Genomic DNA, 20,001 nt, shown 5'->3' with positions numbered 1-20,001 from the left:
GTTCCACGACTTCCAGGCCGCGGAAGACATCGCCTTCGGCGTCGGGCAGGGTCTTGCCCTGTTCGGCCGTCAGCAGGGCGGCCAGCTCCTTCATGTTTTCGCGGATCAGCTGCTGCAGCTTCAGAAAGATGCGCGCACGTGCGCCGATGGGGGTCTTCTTCCAGGTCTTGAATGCCTGCTTGGCATTGGCCACGGCAGCGTTGACCTCGTCGGGCGTGGCGAAAGGCACGCGCGCCAGCACTTCCTGGGTCGCAGGGTTGACCACATCGCGCCACTGAGTGGTTTTGGATTCGACCATCTGCCCGTTGATGAGCAGTTTGACGGTGGGCGCCAGAACCTTGGCGGAAGTCGGTGCGTTCATGAGGTGTCTCCGTTGGTGAATTTGTTCCTCATCGTATGTGTGCGGATTTGCTATAGCAATAGCAAACACTGCACATAGGGTGTGCGAATATGCACAAGTGGATGCTATGTCTGCCACCGCTCCCGAGTTGGTCGTGCAGGCATGGCTGTAACGCTTGTGGGCGGGCCAACCGAAGAGGTCGGCCCCGGGCCCTTCCGAAAGGTTCAGGTGCCCTTAGAGTTCGCTGAACATCTCGTCAAAGGCTTCTCGCGCAAAGTCGTTGCGCCAGGCCTTGTCCTTATCCTTGGGCACCATGCCCAGCGACAGCGTGCCTTCGTAAGTGTGGTTTGCGGGAACCGAGTAGGCAGCCTGCAGTTTCTTGAGCTCGCCCTGCACCTGATCCACGCTGAGCTTGTTGCGCGCCATGCGCTGAATGCCTTCGGCCCAGGTCTCGGGAGTCTTGACCAGCTGGCAGCTGAACTTCACCTCGGTATTGAGCACGCCATGCTTGTCAAGCTTGGGCTTGCTGGCGGAGACGGTCTTGCACCGGGATTGCTGGCGCGTTTTTTGCACCGTGCCCATCAGGCTTTCCAAGGGCGCGCGCAGGGCATTGCGGTGCGTTTCGGGAAACAGAGGCAGGGCCACGTCGGCGATCTCGCGCGGGAAGTCCTTGTCGGCTTGCTTGAGTTCGGCGGCGTTGGCGTAGTCCGCACTGCGGCCCGAGCGCAGGCGGTCGGCGCGCAGATAGTCATTGAGCTGGCTGATGGCCTGCTCGTCGTGATTGACCAGGGTGCGGATGTACAGCTCGGCCGCAGCAATGGCCGAGGGCGGCTCGGCAGCCTGTGAGGCTGCAGTCAGAGGCAGCAGCAAAAAAGCGATGGCTGTCGTGATGGAATGGTTCATGTTTTTATAACGATCTGAAGGGTCTGAATCGCGTGGAGTCACGTGAAAACAGAATGCAGCCCGTCGCTGAGGCCTGGGCGGGAAGCTGCCTTGGGCGGGCCTGTCGTGGATCGGCAGCAGCCTCTTGGCATGCGGGCGCTCCGGAGTCTGGATGCCAGTCCATGGGAGCGCCTCGCAACAAGTGTAACCCCGAATTGCTATCGTTTTTGTAGTATGAGGGAGCCGTTCTGTCGCTGGCCTGAGCCCTGCCGACCAAGCGACGCACTTGCTGCCGCCATCAAAAAGGCCCCGTGCAGCCAATGCTGACGGGGCTTTTGAGGGCTGGGGGAATGATGCCTGGGCCGCGCTTTCGGAATCGCAGCCGGCTTTCAATCGAGGCTGATCTGGGCTTTCTCGATCAGTAGCTTGTATTGCTCGGACTTCTTTTTGGCAAATTGCTGCATCTCGGGCACGGTGAAGCTCATGGGCTGGAAGGCGAAGGTGGAGAACTTCTCGCGGACCTGCGGATCCTGCAGCACGGCTACCACATCGACGCGTATCTTGTCGCGCACGGCGGCGTCCACGCCCTTGGGACTGAGCAGGGAAACAAAGGAGTTCACGTCCAGTTCGGCAGGGCCGCCGGCTTCGGCGACCGTGGGCACATCCGGCATTTGCGCAATCCGCTTGGGGGCGGCCACGGCCAGATAGCGGATCTTGCCGCTTTTGTAGATGCCCTGGCTGGAAGGCAGGCTGGCAAAGCTCCAGGTCGGGTCGCCATTGGCGACCGAGGTGAACAGCTGGCTGACCTCGCGGTAAGGCACATGGGTCATCTTGCTGCCGGTCAGATAGTCCAGCCATTCGCCGCCCAGATGGCCGGGGCTACCCACGCCCCAGGAGCCGTAGCTGATCTTGCCGGGTTCGGCCTTGGCGGACTTGATCAGATCGCCCATGTTCTTCCAGGGCGAACTGGTGGGGACGGCCACAAAGAAAGGAGTCAGAAACAACGGGGCCACGGGATCGAAGTGGCTCAACGTGTTGAAGTTCTTGTTCCTGTAGAGATAGGGCAGCGCCGAGATATGTTCGCTGTCCAGTTGCAGCAGGGTATAGCCGTCGGGCTTGGCGCGGCGCGCGTACTCGATGGCGACAAAGCCACCCCCGCCAGGGCGGTTGTCCACGGTCACGCCCTGCTTCCAGCGCTGGGCCAGCTTTTCGCCGACGATGCGCAGCACTGCATCGGGGCCGCTGCCCACGGCAAAGGCCGTGACCACAGTCACGGGGCGGTTGGGATAACCAGACGCATCGCCCTGAGCCAGCGCAGGGCCGGCTGAGGCCAGCAGAGCGGCTGTGGTAACTATGGTTCTGATAGCTGCTTGCGTATGTGTAGATTGGCTTCTTGTCTGATTTTGCGCGTTTTTCACAGTTTGTCTCCGGTGGGTGTTTTTTAGGGACTGCAAAGCGTTGCTGGGTAGCCGCGTCCGGGCGCGGCCGCACGGGAAGGGTCTAGTGCGGAGCGTCGGGCTGGGCCAGAGGTGCTGCCTGGGCAAAGGCAGGCAGGGCGCTGCAGGCCGCATCGACGGCGCTGATCAGCGGCCAGCGGGCGAGATCCACACCAAAGCGGCGTGCGCTCTCGACCTGCGGAATCAGATAGACATCGGCAAGGCTCGGTGCATGGCCAAAGCAGAAGTGCCCCCGTGTGTCGTCCCGTGACAGCAAGGCTTCGATGGCGTCGAAGCCGGCCGTGATCCAGGTGGCGCACCAGGCGTTGATGGCGGATTCGTCGGCACCGAACTGCTGGCGCAGGGTCTGCAGGATGCGTCGGTTGTTGACGGGGTGCACATCGCAGCCCACGATGGCCGCCAGGGCGCGCACATGGGCGCGGGCCTCGGGGTCGGCAGGCAGCAGCGCAGGCGTGGGGTAGCGCTCTTCCAGCCATTCGATGATGGCGGGCGACTGGATCAGCGTCGTGCCGCTGTCCAGCGTCAGCGCGGGAACCAGGCCTTGCGGGTTGATGCGCTTGTACGGCGCTTCGGCCTGTTCGTCCACGCGCAGATCCACAGGGAGGTAGTCGGGTGTGAGGCCCTTGAGATTGAGGGCAATGCGCAGACGGTGCGAGGTGCCGCTGCGAAAAAAACTATAGAGTTTCATGGTCTGTGCGCCTTACCCGGGCTGGCCCACATTCAGGGCAATCTCGCCCACGCCCTCCACGCGTCCCGTGATCCGGTCGCCGGGCAGCACGGCACCCACGCCTTCGGGCGTGCCCGTGTAGATCAGGTCGCCGGATTGCAGGTGATAGAACAGCGACAGGTCGGCAATGATTTCGCGGATGTTCCAGATCAGCTTGTCCACATCGGACTGCTGTTTGACCTGACCGTTGACGCTCAGCTCGATCAGGCCGGACTCGATCACCTTTCCGGCCATGGGCACGATTTCGCTGGCCACGGAGGATTGCTCCACGTCCTTGCCCAGATCCCAGGGACGGCCCTTGTCGCGTGCCACCAGCTGCAGATCGCGGCGCGTCATGTCGAGGCCGCAGGCATAGCCATAGATATGTTCATGGGCCTGGTCGGCAGGAATGCGGAAGCCCGGTTTGCCGATGGCCACGACCAGCTCCATCTCGAAGTGGTAGTTGGCGGTTTCGGGGGGATAGGCCACCGTGGCGCCGGATTCGGTCAGCGTCTGCGGGGCCTTGGTGAAATAGAAGGGGCGCTCGACGCTTTTGTCCACGGGGCGGCCCATCTCCACTGCGTGGGCGTGGTAGTTGCGGCCCACAAAGAACAGGCGGTTGACGGGCAGGCGCTGCGCGCTGCCGCGCACGGGCAGAGATTGCACGGGCGGCGGCGCCCAGAGGTAGCTGGCGTGGGTCATGGAGTGATTCCTGATGGTGATCGGTGACTGGGTGCTTGAAAAAGACATGTTCTGTGTGGGAGGCAGCCCGCGGGGGCCTAGGTGGTCCCGTCGCCCCGCAGCAAAGGCTGTCGTCCTCCTTGAGAGGGGAGACGCGAAGCGGCTCAGGGGGTATCCGCCCTGTACGCGTGGATGGCCTCGAAGATCGGCGTATCGGCAAAGCGGAACAGATCGAGCCGTGGCTGGTCGGCATCACATTGCGCGCTGAACAGCTGCCAGGAAGGCACGACGAACATGTCGCCACGTCGCACCTGCCACTGGCGCTCGCCCACGGTCACCGTTCCCTGGCCGTCGAAGACCTGAAACACGGCGGAGCCGACTTCGCGCTTTGGCCGCGTGCCGGCACCACGGGTCACGCGGTGCATTTCGCAGCGTATGGTGGGCAGCACGTCGCGGCCATTGCAGGGGTTGGTGTAGCGCACGGCGGCATGACCGGGGCTGACCGTGGCGGCACAGCCCTCGGCTTCGAGCGCCAGCTGCTCGGTCAGCGCGCGGTCCGTATCCGCCCAGCGATAGGCCAGCAGCGGTGTGGTCGGACTGTCCTGCAGGTGAGCGACAGGGCGCAGGCCGGGGTGAGCCCAGAGGCGCTCGGAGCGCGAGAACTCGGGCGTGGTGCGCTCCTCGGGGTCCAGATGCAGGCGGCCGTGCTCGAAGAACTGGGACTCGGTGGTGTAGGCAAACGGAATGTCCAGCCCGTCTATCCAGGCCATGGGCTGGCGGGCCGCATTGTGGTGGGCGTGCCAGTTCCAGCCGCCCTGGGGCAGGAAGTCTCCGCGCGACATGCGGATCGAGTCGCCGTTGACCACGGTCCACACGCCTTCGCCTTCGACCACAAAGCGAAAGGCATGCTGGGTGTGACGATGCTCGGGCGCATCTTCGCCGGGCATCAGGTACTGGATGGCAGCCCACAGGGTGGGCGTGGCAAAGGGGCGGCCGCCCAGCGACGGATTGGCCAGGGCGATCGCGCGGCGCTCGCCGCCCCGGCCCACGGGCACGATGCGGCCGGCCTCGTCCGCCAGCCTGCGCAGATTGTCCCAGCGCCATAAATGCGCTGCGGCCTGACTTCGGGGGTGGGCGGGCATCAGGGCGCCGATCTCCGTCCACAGCGGCACCAGCATCTCCTGCTCGAAGCCTCGGTACAACTGCTCCAGGGCAGCGGTGGGTTCGGGTTGGCCGGGGGCGGCTCGGGCCGTGAGCTTGACCGGCGAGGGCTGGGCTTGCGCGAGGCTCATGGTGTGTCTCTTTCCTTGATATCTGTCTGGCAGTGCGTCGCTGGGGGCTCCGTCGGCGTCCGGAACGGACGGTCTGCGAACGAAATAAACAGCACACTGATGATTAGCATAATGTTGATCTGCATCAGCGTTGATTGGGTTAAACCCGGTTGAAGGCCAGGTGCGAATCGGGGTGGCAGTCGTGCGAATATCGGGGTCTTTCAGTCATGGCCCTTCCACTGCCGCTCGGCAGGTCGGGCTCGGCATCGGTTCTCAAGACATGCAATACCAACCCGCAGAACTCGAAAACTATCCCGGCTATCACATCCGCAGGCTTCAGCAGATCGCGGTGGCCGTGTTCATGGAAGAAACCGAGGAATTTGGCGTGACGCCCGTGCAATACGCGGCCTTGTCGGCTGTGCTGCGCCAGCCGGGCATCGACCAGCGCACGCTGGCTCGCAATATCGGCTTCGACACTTCCACCATCGGCAGCGTGATCGACCGTCTGGAAGCGCGTGGCCTGATGGCACGCAACGCCAGCCCTGCAGACCGGCGCGTGCGTTTGCTGAGCCTGACGCCAGAGGGGCGCAGCTTGCTGGTGGCTGCCGAGCCTTCGGTGCTGCGTGCCCAGCGCCGTATGCTCGAGCCTCTCGACGATGACAAGCGGGCGCAGTTCATGGAAATGCTGTCGCTGCTGATTCACGAAAACGACGAGTTCGCGCGCGCGCCGAGCGCAGTGGCCCAGCGCAGTGCCGAGCGCAAGCGCAGCGCGGCCCTCAGGGCGGTCAAGGGCCTCTCGGGCACGGTGCCGGGCGGCGTGGACGACTGAACCCCCATTGCAAGGAAAGACAATGGACTGGGACCATCTGCGTTTCTTTGGTGAACTGGCCCGCAGCGGCAGCATGGCCGCAGCTGCGCGGCGCATGGGCGTCGAGCACACCACGGTCTCGCGACGCGTTCAGGCGCTGGAAAAGCAGCTCGGTGCCGTGCTGTTCGCTCGCGAAGGCGGACAGTGGCGGCTGACCGAGGCCGGACGGCAGTTGCAGAAAGTGACCGACACCATGCAAGGCGCGGTGGACGGGCTGGAGCGGGGACCGCTGGCGCAGGCCTCCACCGCCGAAGGGCCGGCCGGGCTGGTGCGGGTGGGGGCTACCGAAGGCTTCGGCACGCAGATGCTGGCCTCCGAACTTGCCAGGCTCACGCTGCGCTATCCCTTGCTCAGCGTGGATCTGCTGGCGCTGCCGCGCATGCTCCATCTGTCCAGCCGCGAGGCCGACATCGTCATCTCGCTGGAGCGGCCCAAACGCGGCTCGGTCGTGGTCACCAAGCTGACCGACTACCGCCTCTATCTGTACGGCCAGCGCGAATATCTGGCACGCAAGCCCCTGGTGGCCAGAACCGAGGATCTGCGCCACCACAGCTTTGTGCACTATGTGGACGACCTGCTGTTCACGCGCGAGCTGCAACTGCTGGATACCTTGTACCGTCCCGAGCGTTTTGCGCTGCGCAGCACCAGCATCACCGCGCAATATGAAGCCGTGCGTGCGGGCGCAGGTCTGGCGGTGCTGCCTGCATTTGTTGCCGACAGGGACCCGATACTCAGCCGTGTGCTGCCCGAGCAGGCGTGTTTCACGCGCACCTTCTGGATGAGCATGCCCGTGGAGTCGCGCCAGATTCCACGCATCGCCACGACCTGGAGCTTTCTGCGCGACGCGGTCCAGGGCATGCAGAAGCTGCTGCTCCCCAGCCTTTGACGGTGCGGTGCGATCAAGCCCCAGGCCGAGGTGGCGGGGTGACGGACGACCTCCATGCTGCAGCCCGGCCTCATCCGTAGACCGGGTGTTGCCGGCACAATGCCTTGACCTGCTCTCGGATCCGGGCACTCACCTCCGGCAAGTCCTCGCTGCCCAGTGCGTCCAGCACATCGCAGAGCCAGCCGGCGAGCTGGATGCACTCCCTCTGTCCGAAGCCGCGCGTGGTGACGGCGGGTGTGCCTATGCGCAGGCCTGAGGTCACAAAGGGCGGGCGCGGGTCGTTGGGCACGGTGTTCTTGTTGGTGGTGATGTGGGCTTCGCTCAGGGCGGCGTCGGCGTCCTTGCCGGTGTAGCTGCGGTCGGACAGGTCGATCAGCATCAGGTGGTTGTCCGTGCCGCCGGAGACGATGCGGTAGCCGCGTTGCTGCATGACGGCGGCCATGGCGCGGGCATTGGCCAGAACCTGGCGCTGGTAGGTTTTGAACTCGGGCTGTAGCGCTTCCTTGAAGGCGACGGCCTTGGCGGCGATCACATGCATCAGAGGACCACCTTGCACGCCGGGGAAGACGGCCGAGCTCAGGCGCCGGTTGAAGCTTTCGTCCCGGCCTTTGGACAGGATCAGCCCGCCGCGCGGGCCGCGCAGCGTCTTGTGCGTGGTGCTGGTGACCACATGCGCATGGGGCAGGGGGCTGGGATATTGCCCGGTGGCGACCAGTCCGGCCACATGGGCCATGTCCACCCACAGCACCGCGCCCACCTTGTCGGCGATCGCGCGCATGCGCGCCCAGTCCTTGTGGCGCGAGTAGGCCGAGAAGCCCCCGATGAGGATTCGCGGGCGGTGCTTCAGCGCAATGCGTTCCATCTCGTCATAGTCGATCAGTCCGGTCGCAGGATCCACCCCGTAGGGCACGATGCGGTAGTGGCGGCCGGAGAAATTCGACGGATTGCCATGGGTGAGATGGCCGCCCTGGGCCAGGTTCATGCCCATGACCGTGTCGCCGGGCTGGGCCAGCGCCAGGAAGACGGCGGCATTGGCCTGGGCGCCCGCATGAGGCTGGACGTTGGCGTAGTCGCAGTCGAAGAGGGCCATGGCCCGCTCGATGGCCAGACGCTCGGCCACGTCCACGTTTTCGCAGCCGCTGTAGTAGCGCTTTCCGGGATAGCCCTCGGCGTACTTGTTGGTGAGGACCGAGTTCTGGACGGCCATCACCAGGGGGCTGGCGTAGTTTTCCGATGCGATGAGTTCCACATGGTCTTCCTGGCGGTGCTGCTCGCTGTGCATGGCCTGGGCCAGCGGCGGATCGAAGTCTGCAAGTGTCTGGGTGCTGTCGTACATGGCGCATCTTTCCTGTATCCGGTGAGAGGAAGGTCCGGGCGAGCCCAGGCCGGTGCGTGGCGGCTGATGGTGGTGTGGGTCCTGCGCTCAGGCAGTGGCCAAGGGGTCCGTCGCGCGGCGAGAGCGCTGTGCGGCGGCCGTCGGTGCCAGCAGATGCGCGACGCGCGCCACGATCTCGTCGATCTGGGCTTCATCGCAGACCAGCGGCGGCAGTAGCCGGATGGTGCTCTCGCGTGTCACGGTGATCAGCAGCCGCTGCCGGGCCAGCGCCTGTCCCACCAGCGCCTGGCAGTTGTGGTTCAGCTCGATGCCCGCCATCAGGCCCAGGCCGCGCACGGCCAGCACGTCGGGGTGGCCATGCAGTGCCTGGTGCAAGCCATTGAGCAGTCGGCGTCCCAGGCGCTCGGCACGGGCGGGAATGCTCTCGCGCTCCATGATGTCCAGGACCGTGCAGCCGACGCGGCAGGCCAGTGGATTGCCGCCGAAGGTGGACCCATGCCGGCCTGGCGAGATCAGGCTGGCGGCGGATCCTCGCGCCAGGCAGGCACCGATGGGCACGCCATTTCCCAGCGCCTTGGCCAGGGTCATCACATCTGGCACGATGCCCGCGTGCTGGTGGCCGAACCACGCGCCGGTGCGTCCCAGGCCGGTCTGGATCTCGTCGAGCATCAGCAGCCAGCCGTGCGCGTCGCAGAGGTCGCGCAGCTGGCGCAGATAGTCGGCACCGGCCACGCGGATGCCGCCTTCGCCCTGCACGGGCTCGATCAGCACCGCCACGATGTCGTCGTACCGGGCTGCGGCCTGGCGCACGGCCTCGATGTCGTCATAGGGGACGCGCACGAAGCCCGGCATCAGCGGCTCGAAGCCGCGCTGCTTGGCCGGGTTGCCGGTGGCCGACAGCGTGGCCAGCGTGCGCCCGTGAAATCCGTTGTCCATGACCAGGATCTGCGGGTGTGCGACCCGCCGGCCATGGCCGTGCAGCCTGGCCAGCTTGAGCGCGGCCTCGTTGGCCTCTGCGCCCGAATTGCAGAAGAAGGCCGACTGCATGCCCGCCAGGCGGCACAGACGCTCGCCCAGGCGTTCCTGCCAGTCGATGCGAAACACGTTAGAGGTGTGCAGCAGCAGTCCGGCCTGCTCGGCGATGACTGCGGCGATCTCGGGATGGGCATGGCCCAGGCTGGTCACGGCCACGCCGGCGATGGCGTCCAGGTATTGCGTGTCTTCGGCGTCCCAGAGCAGGGCGCCTTGTCCGCGCACGAAAGAGACCGGCTGTCGGGCATAGGCCTTCATGAGGGAAGAGTCGGGCAATGGCATGTCGTTCTGCATGGTGTGGTTCTCAGGGGGAAAAGATGTGTGCGGCCGTCTCAGGGCTGCGCGGGGTCCGGGTCGCCGGCCGGCCAGTAGAGGCTGTCGGGTTGGGTGCGCGCACCGAAGATGGCCTGGCCGACACGTACCACGGTGGCGCCTTCCTCGATGGCGATCTCGAAGTCGCCGGACATGCCCATGGACAGCTCCTCAAGTCCTATGCCGGATGGCGCATCCTGGCGCAGCCGCTCTTGCAGGTTGCGCAGCAGCACGAAGCACCGCCGCACGCGCTCGGCTTCGCTGGAGAACAGCGCCAGCGTCATCAGGCCGCGCACGCGCAGCGCCGAGAAGCCGGGCAGTGCCCACAGGAAGTCCTCGACCGCATCGGGTGCCAGACCGTATTTGCTGGCCTCTCCCGAGGTATTGACCTGAACGAACACGTCCAGCGAGCGGCCTTCGACCTGCAGGCGGCGGTCCAGCGCCTCGGCCACGCGCAGGTTGTCCAGCGCCTGGAATTCACTGGCAAAACGGGCTACCAGCTTTGCCTTGTTGGTCTGCAGATGACCGATGACGGACCACTGCAGGTCGGGAAGGTCCTGCATGGCTTCCCACTTGCCATAGGCCTCCTGGACCTTGTTCTCTCCCAGCATGAGGCAGCCTGCGGCATGGGCCAGGCGCAGGCTGGATTCGGGCTTGGTCTTGCTCACCGGCAGCAGGCGCACGCCGGCGGGGTCGCGCCCGGCGCGGCGGCAGGCTGCGGCGATGCGCGCCTGCACGGTGGCCAGGTTGCACCGGAAATCTTCCACGGTTTCGGCCTGCGGGTAGCGGCCGTGCTGGTCGTGACGTGTCAGGGTGTCGCAGGTGGTGTCTTGTGTGGCAAGCATGGGTCACATCCTCTTGATGGCGGCACCGGTGCCGGTCTCGCTGCGGGCGGCCCGGCGCGGCCATTGGCCGTTGAGCACGGCGTGGGCCACGAGGCCGATCACCAGCCCCCAGAAGGCGCCGCCAATGCCCAGCATCGTGATGTTGGCCGCAGCGGCCAGGAAGGTGATCAGCGAGGCTTCACGTGTGGAAGGGACAGCCAGGGCGCTGGCCAGGCTGCCGCCGATGGTGCCCAGCAGCGCCAGGCCCGCCAGCGTGGTGATGAAAGTGGCGGGAAACGCCATGAACACGGCGGCCAGCGTGACCCCGAACACGCCGACCAGGATGTAGAACACCCCGGCCGCAACGCCCGCGATCCAGCGCCGGGACGGCTGCTCATGCGCCTCCTTGCCAGTGCAGATGGCGGCGGTGATGGCGGCGATGTTGAAGGCGTGCGAGCCGAAGGGCGCCATCAGCAGCGAGCCAAGGCCCGTGAGCGTGACGATGGGATTGGCGCTGGTCCTGAAGCCGTCGTTGCGCAGCACCAGCATGCCCGGCATGTACTGGCCGGTCAGCGTGATCAGGAACAGCGGCAGGGCCACGCTCAGCAGCGCATTCAGGGTGAATTCGGGACGGGTGAACACGGGGGCTGCCAGGCGCAGCGCCAGGCCCGACAGGTCGATGCGGTCCTGTGCCAGCAAAAAGGCCAGCCCGATTGCCAGGATGCCGACAACGGCGTAGCGTGCCGTCATCCGCTTGAGGACCAGATAGGTCACGATCAGCAGGCCGGCCAGGGTCGGGTCCACGCTCATGCCTCCCAAGGCCTGGATCCCGAACTGCAGCAATATGCCCGCCAGCAGTCCCGAGGCCACGCCCGACGGGATCCGCCGGATCACGCGCTCGAACCAGCCCGACAGCCCCAGCAGCACGAAGGCCGCGGCCGAGACCACGTAGGCACCGACGGCCTCGGCATAGGGCGTGGTGGCCAGGGCGGTCACCAGGAACGCTGCGGCCGGCGTGGACCAGGCGGTGATGATGGGCTCGCGCGAAAGCCAGCTCAGGACCAGGCCGGTGATGCCGACGCCGATCGAAATCGACCAGACCCAGGAAGCCGTGAGCTCTGGGCTCAGACTGGCTGCCTGGGCTGCCTGGAATACGAGTATGAAGGTGCCTCCGTAGTTGACGATGACCGAGATCAGTCCGGCCAGCACGGGATGCACGAGGTCGCTGAATCGAAAAGAGAGATACGTGCCCGGTGAAGGCGTGGGGTTCTCGGTTTCCATGGGTGGGTTGGTTTGTGCAGATGTCGAAGTGGTTTTTATAGCGAAGGAGTGGACTATTGGATCAATACACTTTCGTCCAATGTTTCAGACCACTTTGAAGTGGTTTCACCCTGTGCGTGTCGATAGAATGGCCTGCCACATGCTTGGCCATGAGTGAATAGGAGCAGACCGCATGAGCAAGACTTTCGAGCTGGAGACGCTCAAGATCCGGATGGGTGATGCGGACCTTGGACAGCTGGACCTGCATCAGCGGGTGCAGCGCGCCATGCGCGCGCTGATCCTGGACGGGGTACTGCTGCCCGGTCTGAAGCTCCCGGCCACGCGCTCGCTGGCGGACTCGCTGGACATGGCCCGCGATACGGTGGAAAGCGCCTACACGCAGCTGCACAGGGATGGCTTCATCGTCCGGCGTCAAGGCTCGGGCAGCTATGTCTCCGAGACCATCGGCACGCCGCTGCGGGGGCGTGCCTCCCGGTGCGCCAGACCACTCGAGCAAGAGCGAAGCGTGCCCGTGGCCGGTGCCGGCCTGAGCCGGCGCGGCCAGGCCATTGTGGACGGCGGAGGCATTACCGACCAGCAGACCATTCGGGCCTTTGCCACCGGCCTGCCCGAGACGCGCACCTTTCCCACCGATGTCTGGGAGCGCCTGCAGCGCCAGGCGCTCAAGGACTACCGCGCCAGCGTCCTGCTGCACGGCGACCCGCAAGGCGCCGAGCCGCTGCGCAAGGCCATTGCCACCTACCTCAACCTGGAGCGCGGCGCCAAGGTGGGGGCCGAGCAGATCGTGGTGCTCAGCAGCACGCGGCAGGCGCTGTTCCTGTGCGCGCAGCTGCTGGTGGACGCGGGCCGGCCCGTCCTGCTGGAGAACCCCGGCTACTTCGGGGCCCGGAAGGCGTTTGAATCGGCCGAGGCCAAGGTCCTGCCCATCGATGTGGATGCCCAGGGCATCCGCACCGACCTGTTGCGCGCCGACCGCAGCGGCGCCACCTGCGTCTACGTGACGCCCTCGCACCAGTACCCCACGGGCGTCACCATGCAGCTGGAGCGCCGGCTGGACCTGATCCGCTGGGCCTTTGAGAGCGGCCGCTGGATTATCGAGGACGATTACGACAGCGAATTCCACTACGACGGCATGCCCACGGCCTGCGTGCAGGGCCTGGACAAGTACGCGCGCACCATCTACATCGGCACCTTCGGCAAGACCCTGTACCCGGGCCTGCGCATGGGCTACATGGCCTTGCCGCAGCCACTGGTGCGCCCCTTTGTCCAGGCGCGCAGCATCATGGATGGCCATACGCCGCAAATCCAGCAGCTCACGCTGGCGCGCTTCATGGAAGACGGCCACTACAACTCCCACGTGCGGGCCATGCGCAAGCTGTATGCGGGCCGGCGCGAGGTCATCCTGGAGTCCATAGGCAAGCACCTCGCCGGCATCGTCACCGCGCCCCGGCCCCAGGGCGGCATGCAGGTGCCCTGCCTGCTGGAGCCCGGCTGGTCGGAGGAAGACACCATTCGCTGCGCGGCCACGGCCGGCGTGCTGCTGCAGGGGCTCAGCCGCCTGTATGCGGGCGAGCACCGGCAGCCGGGCTGGCTGCTGGGCTACGCCTCGCTGACGGCCTACGAGATCGAGGCCGCCGTGTTGCGCCTGGCCAACGCGCTGCGCAAACCCTGAAATGGGACCCCCACGCTCCCCCGCTCCGCGTGGTCCGCTGCCCCCCGAGGGGGCGCTTTTCATATTGGGGCGGCCCGGCGATGAAAAGGTGGAAAGCTTGGGACGCTGCATGCCTCAATGGGGCAGGGGAAAGCGGCCGGTCAGGTCGGACACGCCTTCGTGGATGGACCGGAGCGTGCGCGCATTCATGGTGCCGCTGCGCGGGCCGCCCAGTGCGGCAAGAATCCCGGCGAATCCGCTCTGCCGCGATGGCATCCCAGGCCGCGCTGCCTGCCTGTTGAAGATTCAGTGAATTGATTTTGGGGAGCGATAAATCGTCCATGCCGCACTGGCTGTCCTGAGAACGGAATGCAGGGAAATTGGCGCTGCCCGGGTTCTGGCGGGATTTGAAAGAACCGTAGCGCAACGGCTATCGGCAGTCCATAGAGCAAGGCGGGCTTGATTCCGACCACGTTCGGAGAGTCGGGCAGACCACGCAAGGTGGCATGCCGATGTAACTCATGGGAAAAAGCGGTCTGGTTTATTCCTGGAAATAGGTCGGTTGGAGTCCATCGTGCCTCCATAAAATTCGCCGCCAGACGTTGAAATTCATGAGGTCCAATATCGCAGGAAATCATCCGCAATCTGCAGCCGGGATGATTCATTCAAGGCGAAATAATGGCGGATCAAGAAAATCCATGACATACAGCACATCGAGGCCTTCACGCCGCCTGCCGCATCCACCGCCCAGCCAGGCGAGACCGCGCAGGCATGCCGGCCGCAGATCGCGCACAGCGGGCAGATTGTCGAAGCCGCGTCCGGCGAAAGCCTGCTGCACGTTCCCCTCGGCGGGCCATATCCACATCGGTCTCAAGCCCGGTGTCTGACTGGCACTGCACGTTCCAAGCCTCCCTCCTGCATCCAGCTGAGTTCCTCCCATGAAAAAAGCCATTGCCCTGCGCCATATCCACTTCGAGGATCTGGGCACCCTCCATGCAGAACTCGCCTGCCACGGCTACGAAGTGCAGTATGTCGATCCCACCGTGGGACAGCTCGACATCCTGGACCTGACGCGCACCGACCTGCTGGTTGTTCTGGGCGGCCCCATCGGAGCTTGTGACGAGGCCCTCTATCCCTTCATCGCAGAGGAGCTCGCCATCGTGCGCCGCTGGCTGGACAGCGGCAAGCCCCTGCTGGGCATCTGTCTGGGTGCACAGCTGATTGCGCGCGCCCTGGGCGCCCGGGTCTATCCCCTGGGAGTCAAGGAAATCGGTTTCTCGCCGCTGAACCTCAGCGATGCGGGCCTGGCCTCGCCGCTGCAGAAGCTGGACGGCGTGCCCGTGCTTCACTGGCATGGCGATCAGTTCGACATACCAGAAGGCGCTGTCCATCTGGCGAGCACACCCATCGGAGCCAACCAGGCCTTTGCGGTGGGCTCCCGGGTCCTGGGTCTGCAGTTCCATCTGGAGGCCGATGCGGCTCTGTTGGAGCGCTGGCTGGTCGGCCATGCCTGCGAGCTGGGCGTGGCCGGGGTTGACCCGCGCAGACTGCGTGCCGATGCTCAGAAATACGGCAGTCAGCTGTCGCTGGCCGCGCATGGCGTGCTCGCGGACTGGCTCGCCAATCTGGCCTGCGGGCGTTGACCTTCAGGCCCACCGGGCGCTGGGCGCAGGGCGCAATAGGCGGGCAGGGTCTGATCCGGCTCGACGCCAGGGCGACTGGAAACAGCATCCATGTGCAATCGCACATTTTTGGGCCACTTCGAAATTTGTAGCGAAAAGTCGTTGTAGAATTCGATCCGCCGTAGGGGAATCGCCAAGCTGGTTAAGGCACTGGATTTTGATTCCAGCATGCGAAGGTTCGAATCCTTCTTCCCCTGCCAAAATTCAAAACCCTGCTCATCACCGTGAGCGGGGTTTTTCATTTGTCGTAGGCGTGAATCGGACCGGGCATGCCAGCCAGCCTCGGGTTTCATCATCTGCCAGGCATGCGCAGATTGCAGATCGAGCTGCCGGAGCACAGCCGGGGCATGGCGGATGACCGGGCTGCCGCGCTTTCTGATGGGTTGCGGCGGCTAAGAGCGGCGCGCCGATTCAATGAATGGACTAGGGTAAGTACTTACCGCTTGCAGATAGTTGCGGTAAACCAGCCAAACTTACCGAACGTTTTCGCCGTATCGTCGGCGATTTGAAGGGGCATGGGAAAACAGCCAGTAGACTCCTCGCTCTTTTGTGTCGCTGTGATTCAATGAGTGCTCTTGGGTCTTTGTGAGCTAGCGTGAATGCCTGCTGCAGAAGCCCGATCTCGGTTGCCATCCGGCCGAAGGCATCGCAGCGTGTTCTTGCCCTGGCCACAAGCACAGGCAAGTGCAGATATGTTGAATATCTTGCCGGGATGAAACAGATGTATACAAACGGTCCATCTGAAAAGACAAGCTCGCAACCCGAATGGGTTAGCTGACACAATCACTGGCAATTCGGTGCAGCGAAAGCTTGCGCCATGCGTTCGGCCGATCGCAGACAGGGACACAAGCAGCCTGGCCATCGAATGGCTGCAGCTGGCGCAGGGAGTTCCTGGGGGTGGGTATCTGGCGCAGCGTTTGCGTAAGAGCACGGCAAGATTTGGATAGACAAGGTATGGAATATCGACTGGATGAAACGGATCGCCAGCTGCTGCGCCTGCTGCAGACCAATGCGCGCGCCTCGACCGCGCATTTGGCCCGGCAGATGAATCTGGCACGCACCACGGTGGTCGCTCGCATTGCCAAGCTGGAGCAGGAAGGCGTGATTGCCGGATATGGCGTCCGCCTTGGCTCGCGCATGGAGCAGTCTGCCGTGCGCGCCTACTGCGGCATCCGCGTCCAGCCCAAGACCGCCACTTCGGTGATGCAGGCACTCAACCGTTTCACCGAGGTGGAAGAGGTGTCGGCCGTCAGCGGACAGTATGACTACATGGTGTTTGTGCGCTGCGAGAGCAATGAGAAACTGGATGCGTTGCTGGATCGCATCGGCCTGATCGACGGCATTCAGCAGACCTATACCTCGGTGGTGCTGAGCCGCAAGATCGACCGCCGCACCACGGCCGAGGTGGTCGGCGAGACTTCGGCCCCTTGAATGCGTCACGCACCGGATGCAAGAGCGCCCGGTCCATGCCGGGCGTTTTTGCATTTCGCAGCTGAGCGAGGGCAGTGCGGGCTGATGCGCATCGTCCCTGGTGTTCCGGCTCTCAGTCCACAAAGACCTTGGGAGCGCCAGCCTCCATGCGCCCAATCACGGCCGCATCGGCAAACCCGCTGCCGGCGAAGACCTCTAGCACCTGCGAAACGGCATCGGCAGTGCAGGACACCAGCAGGCCGCCGGAGGTCTGGGGGTCGGTCAGCAGCGCTTTCTGAGCGTCGGTCACGGACGAAGCCAGTTGAATGTGCTCCCCATACGATGCCCAGTTGCGTCCGGAGGCGCCTGTGAAAATACCTTGCGCCGCAAGTGCCTGAACGCCCGGGAGCACAGGCAGACTGGCGCTGTCGATGCGCGCGCTGAGCTGGGCGCCACGGGCCAGTTCCAGGCCGTGGCCCAGCAGGCCGAAGCCGGTCACATCGGTCAGTGCGTGCACGCCGTCCAGCTTGGCAAGCTCGGTGCCGGGGCGGTTGAGCTTGGTGGTCGCCTCCACCATGGCACGGTAGCCTGCCTCGTCGAGCAGATTCTTCTTGAGCGCGGCCGAGAGAATGCCCACGCCCAGCGGCTTGCCCAGAATCAGCACATCGCCATCCTTGGCATCGGCATTGCGCTTCATTTGCCTGGGATTGACGATGCCGATACCGACCAGACCGTAGATGGGCTCGACCGAATCGATGGAGTGGCCGCCCGCCAGCGGAATGCCGGCATCGCGGCAGACCGATTCACCGCCTTCGAGAATCCTGGCGATGACATCGTGCGGCAGGACATTGATAGGCATCCCCACGATGGCCAGCGCCATCAGCGGCGTGCCGCCCATGGCGTAGATATCGGACAGTGCGTTGGTGGCGGCAATGCGGCCGAAGTCATAGGGATCGTCGACGATGGGCATGAAGAAGTCCGTCGTCGCCACAATGGCCTGCTCGTCATTGATCTTGTAGACGGCCGCATCGTCGGCGGTTTCCGTGCCCACCAGCAGGTCGGGGAAAAACTGCTTGGGAAGATTGCTTCGGGCCAGCAGCTCCGACAGCACGCCAGGTGCAATCTTGCAACCGCAGCCGCCTCCATGGGAGAGAGACGTCAGGCGCGGGGTTGCGGGGGGGGTGGTTTCTTGCGTGGTGTTCATGTCCATCCAGACGGCAGGCAGCGCATGGCTGCGGTATCGGTAGCGATGTTTGTGCTCTGTCAGAAGTTCATCCTGAACGCACAGTAGGCTCTCATTATTGTCTGACTGGGGGGGCGGTCGGCAACTGGTCGTCGGCTTTGCCAAGAATGTGCAGCGCAGGGGAGCGCTATTCCCGGGATTGCTGGCGAAGACCTGGATTCATGAATGGGTGCATTTTTCAGCAACCAATTTTTGAATCAGATTCAGATTATTCCGATGATTTAGGATTTTTGGGATATTGATAATATTCGTCCTCATTATCATGATTGGCTTATTCATGTCGGATTATTTAATTCGCTAAACCGAATATCTTCTCTGATAGATTTTTCAATCAGCCCTCGATGACTGTTGTTGATACGCGACTTTGTAATAAATTTTATTTATTCATTTTTATAAATTGATAGTTGATTCACAATGTAATTCAATGTGAATCGGGGGTATTGGGTGGCTGTAATAAGGTTTTGCTTATGTTTTCATTTATAATCGACCGCTTGGATTTCAGTGCATCTTGAGTCCAAAAGAACGAGGATTCATCTTGGACTCAGCCCCATCTTCTGGTGCGATCTCCGCGCCGCGCAGTTCACTTTCCGTCACTTTTGCGGTCTGGAACGCACTTTTCCTGCGCGAAGCCGTTGCGCGCCTGAGCGCCACGCGCGGAGCCTGGGTGCTCATCGTGCTGGAACCGGTGTTGCATGCATGCTTCATGCTGCTTCTTTACTCAGTTTTACGCGCACGTTCTGTTGCAGGGGCTGATGTGGCGGTGTGGCTGGTGTTGGGGGTGACTGGTTACTTTACGGTTCAAAACGTCTTCCAGCGCGCCATGGGTGCAGTCGATGCCAATAGGGCCTTATTTGCATATCGTCAAGTTCGCCCTGTCGACACGGTGATTGTTCGAGCAGGTCTTGAAGCGCTTTTAGGTTTTCTGATATTGAGCTCACTGCTTGGTATTCTTGCTCTCCTTGGACATTCTATTATTCCAGATTCAACGCTGGAGGTTATGCTGGCCTTCATCGGGCTAATGCTGTGCGCCCTGGGGGTTGGGCTTGTTTTATCTGTTCTAAGTGATTTGGTTCCCGAGGCCGGGAACTTAATGATGTTTCTGTTTCGTCCGTTATATTTTCTGTCGGGTGCCATATTTCCATTGGCGGCAATACCTGTTCAGTATAGAGAGTGGGCTTTTTATAATCCATTTGCACATGGCCTAGAGCTATTTAGAGGTGGTTTTTTTTCTGTTTATCATCAAGCACCAGAAGCAAATTTTGAGTATCTTTTTGGCTTTGCTGCTGTTTCTATTTTTCTTGGTCTGGCATTGCAGGTGCGATTTTCTAATAAGCTGAGGGCACAATGATTCTTGTGAGTGAGGTGCACAAGCGCTACCAGACGCCACACGGTGCAGGCCGCTGGATACTAAAAGGTGTCAATCTTGTTATTCCGGCTAATATCAGCGTAGGCTTGGTGGGGCGCAATGGCGCCGGAAAGTCAACGTTGCTCAACTTGATTGGTGGAGTGGATACACCAACACGTGGAACGGTAGAGAGGCGTAGCCGAGTTTCCTGGCCTATGGGCTATGGCGGCGGCCTGCAAGGCTCTCTGACAGGCCGCCAGAATGCCAAGTTTGTTTCTCGTCTGCATGGATTCGATTCGGCGCAAGCTATGGCCGAAAAGATTGCCTACATACAAGAGTTTGCCGAATTGGGCTCATCCTTTGATGAGCCCGTTCGTACTTATTCTTCGGGCATGAAGTCCCGCTTGCAGTTCGGCCTTTCTCTGGCATTTGATTTTGATGTGTATATCTCGGATGAAGCCACGTCAGCGGGCGATGCCTCATTCAGAAAAAAAGCGTCTGACGCTTTCAAGCGTATTGCGGATCGCTCGGGACTTATCATGGTTTCGCACAGTGATGGAACTTTGCGCGAATTTTGCCAGGCCGGAATCTGGCTTCATGAAGGCCAGGCCCATTGGTTCGACAGCATCGAAGACGCCTTGAAGAATTATAAAGACAGTATTTCCAAATGACCGATTTCTTAAAAAAAGATGGCCTCAAAGCCTATTGCAAAGCCATATGGCGCTTGAAGGCGCTCGCAATTGCTTTGTGCGCATCAGTGTTGGCGATTATCTATTGGGGATTTATCGCTTCTG

Annotated in this window: 20 protein-coding genes and 1 tRNA gene; 8 read left to right on the top strand and 13 right to left on the bottom strand. The window is 62.9% G+C overall.

The window, feature by feature from the left end:
* The 6 genes from E2583_RS16785 to E2583_RS16760 all read right to left on the bottom strand — a co-directional run.
* Positions 1–361 (bottom strand): aldehyde dehydrogenase family protein (locus E2583_RS16785; RefSeq protein WP_291597357.1); only part of this gene is annotated, 361 nt, incomplete at its 3' end.
* Positions 362–574: 213 nt separating this feature from the next.
* Positions 575–1,243, bottom strand: a complete 669-nt coding sequence (locus tag E2583_RS16780; RefSeq protein ID WP_291597356.1) for a hypothetical protein — start codon at positions 1,241–1,243, stop codon at positions 575–577.
* A gap of 368 nt (positions 1,244–1,611) precedes the next feature.
* The gene (locus E2583_RS16775) at positions 1,612–2,577 is read right to left on the bottom strand and encodes a tripartite tricarboxylate transporter substrate binding protein (protein ID WP_291597360.1); all 966 of its coding nucleotides are present in this window, start codon (positions 2,575–2,577) and stop codon (positions 1,612–1,614) included.
* 145 nt (positions 2,578–2,722) lie between these two features.
* Positions 2,723–3,367 carry a maleylacetoacetate isomerase gene (gene maiA / locus E2583_RS16770; RefSeq protein ID WP_291597355.1) on the bottom strand — a complete coding sequence of 215 codons (645 nt, stop codon included), beginning with the start codon at positions 3,365–3,367 and terminating at the stop codon, positions 2,723–2,725.
* 12 nt (positions 3,368–3,379) lie between these two features.
* A complete protein-coding gene (locus tag E2583_RS16765; RefSeq protein ID WP_291597354.1) occupies positions 3,380–4,087 on the bottom strand; it encodes a fumarylacetoacetate hydrolase family protein in 708 nt (235 codons plus the stop codon).
* A 143-nt stretch (positions 4,088–4,230) separates the two neighbouring features.
* The gene (locus E2583_RS16760) at positions 4,231–5,358 is read right to left on the bottom strand and encodes a cupin domain-containing protein (protein ID WP_291597353.1); all 1,128 of its coding nucleotides are present in this window, start codon (positions 5,356–5,358) and stop codon (positions 4,231–4,233) included.
* Between the two features lie 259 nt (positions 5,359–5,617).
* Between E2583_RS16760 and E2583_RS16755 the strand changes: the two genes are divergently transcribed.
* Together E2583_RS16755 and E2583_RS16750 are read left to right on the top strand one after the other, a co-directional pair.
* A complete protein-coding gene (locus E2583_RS16755) occupies positions 5,618–6,166 on the top strand; it encodes a MarR family winged helix-turn-helix transcriptional regulator (RefSeq protein ID WP_291597352.1) in 549 nt (182 codons plus the stop codon).
* Positions 6,167–6,188: 22 nt separating this feature from the next.
* Positions 6,189–7,091: a LysR family transcriptional regulator gene (locus tag E2583_RS16750; RefSeq protein ID WP_291597351.1), complete on the top strand. Its 903-nt coding sequence runs from the start codon at positions 6,189–6,191 to the stop codon at positions 7,089–7,091.
* 70 nt (positions 7,092–7,161) lie between these two features.
* Here the strand turns inward: E2583_RS16750 and glyA are convergent, their stop codons facing one another.
* The 4 genes from glyA to E2583_RS16730 form a co-directional block, all read right to left on the bottom strand.
* Complete coding sequence (gene glyA / locus E2583_RS16745; protein WP_291597350.1) at positions 7,162–8,427, bottom strand: serine hydroxymethyltransferase; 1,266 nt, start codon at positions 8,425–8,427, stop codon at positions 7,162–7,164.
* Positions 8,428–8,514: 87 nt separating this feature from the next.
* Positions 8,515–9,741 carry an aspartate aminotransferase family protein gene (locus tag E2583_RS16740; protein WP_291597349.1) on the bottom strand — a complete coding sequence of 409 codons (1,227 nt, stop codon included), beginning with the start codon at positions 9,739–9,741 and terminating at the stop codon, positions 8,515–8,517.
* Positions 9,742–9,791: 50 nt separating this feature from the next.
* A complete protein-coding gene (locus tag E2583_RS16735; protein WP_291597348.1) occupies positions 9,792–10,616 on the bottom strand; it encodes a YggS family pyridoxal phosphate-dependent enzyme in 825 nt (274 codons plus the stop codon).
* A 3-nt stretch (positions 10,617–10,619) separates the two neighbouring features.
* Entirely contained in the window at positions 10,620–11,876 is a 1,257-nt protein-coding gene (locus tag E2583_RS16730) for a benzoate/H(+) symporter BenE family transporter (RefSeq protein WP_291597347.1), read from the bottom strand.
* A gap of 172 nt (positions 11,877–12,048) precedes the next feature.
* Between E2583_RS16730 and E2583_RS16725 the strand changes: the two genes are divergently transcribed.
* Entirely contained in the window at positions 12,049–13,548 is a 1,500-nt protein-coding gene (locus tag E2583_RS16725) for a PLP-dependent aminotransferase family protein (protein ID WP_291597346.1), read from the top strand.
* A 114-nt stretch (positions 13,549–13,662) separates the two neighbouring features.
* Here E2583_RS16725 and E2583_RS16720 read toward each other — a convergent pair whose 3' ends face one another.
* Both E2583_RS16720 and E2583_RS16715 read right to left on the bottom strand, forming a co-directional pair.
* Positions 13,663–13,803, bottom strand: a complete 141-nt coding sequence (locus E2583_RS16720; RefSeq protein ID WP_291597345.1) for a hypothetical protein — start codon at positions 13,801–13,803, stop codon at positions 13,663–13,665.
* Positions 13,804–14,188: 385 nt separating this feature from the next.
* Positions 14,189–14,365 carry a hypothetical protein gene (locus E2583_RS16715; RefSeq protein WP_291597344.1) on the bottom strand — a complete coding sequence of 59 codons (177 nt, stop codon included), beginning with the start codon at positions 14,363–14,365 and terminating at the stop codon, positions 14,189–14,191.
* Positions 14,366–14,465: 100 nt separating this feature from the next.
* Here E2583_RS16715 and E2583_RS16710 point away from each other — a divergent pair, with 100 nt between their 5' ends.
* The 3 genes from E2583_RS16710 (at position 14,466) to E2583_RS16700 (ending at position 16,640) form a co-directional block, all read left to right on the top strand.
* Positions 14,466–15,170, top strand: coding sequence for a glutamine amidotransferase (locus E2583_RS16710; RefSeq protein ID WP_291597342.1), 705 nt, complete (start codon positions 14,466–14,468; stop codon positions 15,168–15,170).
* A 162-nt stretch (positions 15,171–15,332) separates the two neighbouring features.
* A tRNA-Gln gene (locus tag E2583_RS16705) sits at positions 15,333–15,409 on the top strand.
* 754 nt (positions 15,410–16,163) lie between these two features.
* Positions 16,164–16,640, top strand: coding sequence for an Lrp/AsnC family transcriptional regulator (locus tag E2583_RS16700; RefSeq protein ID WP_043003769.1), 477 nt, complete (start codon positions 16,164–16,166; stop codon positions 16,638–16,640).
* 112 nt (positions 16,641–16,752) lie between these two features.
* Here E2583_RS16700 and selD read toward each other — a convergent pair whose 3' ends face one another.
* Positions 16,753–17,823, bottom strand: a complete 1,071-nt coding sequence (selD, locus tag E2583_RS16695) for a selenide, water dikinase SelD (RefSeq protein ID WP_291597341.1) — start codon at positions 17,821–17,823, stop codon at positions 16,753–16,755.
* Between the two features lie 547 nt (positions 17,824–18,370).
* On the opposite strand from selD, the gene E2583_RS16690 reads away from it, so the two are divergent.
* Both E2583_RS16690 and E2583_RS16685 read left to right on the top strand, forming a co-directional pair.
* Positions 18,371–19,210: an ABC transporter permease gene (locus tag E2583_RS16690; RefSeq protein ID WP_291597340.1), complete on the top strand. Its 840-nt coding sequence runs from the start codon at positions 18,371–18,373 to the stop codon at positions 19,208–19,210.
* On the top strand, positions 19,207–19,878 hold the full coding sequence (locus E2583_RS16685) for an ABC transporter ATP-binding protein (RefSeq protein ID WP_291597339.1): 672 nt from the start codon (positions 19,207–19,209) through the stop codon (positions 19,876–19,878). Before E2583_RS16690 ends, E2583_RS16685 begins: the two co-directional genes overlap by 4 nt.
* The last annotated feature ends 123 nt before the right edge of the window (positions 19,879–20,001 follow it).

Origin of the sequence: Comamonas sp., from assembly GCF_009360615.1 — a bacterium.
GTDB lineage: Bacteria > Pseudomonadota > Gammaproteobacteria > Burkholderiales > Burkholderiaceae_C > Comamonas.
The sequence above is the reverse complement of the archived record's forward strand: the minus strand, read 5'-3'. Positions and strand labels throughout refer to the sequence as shown.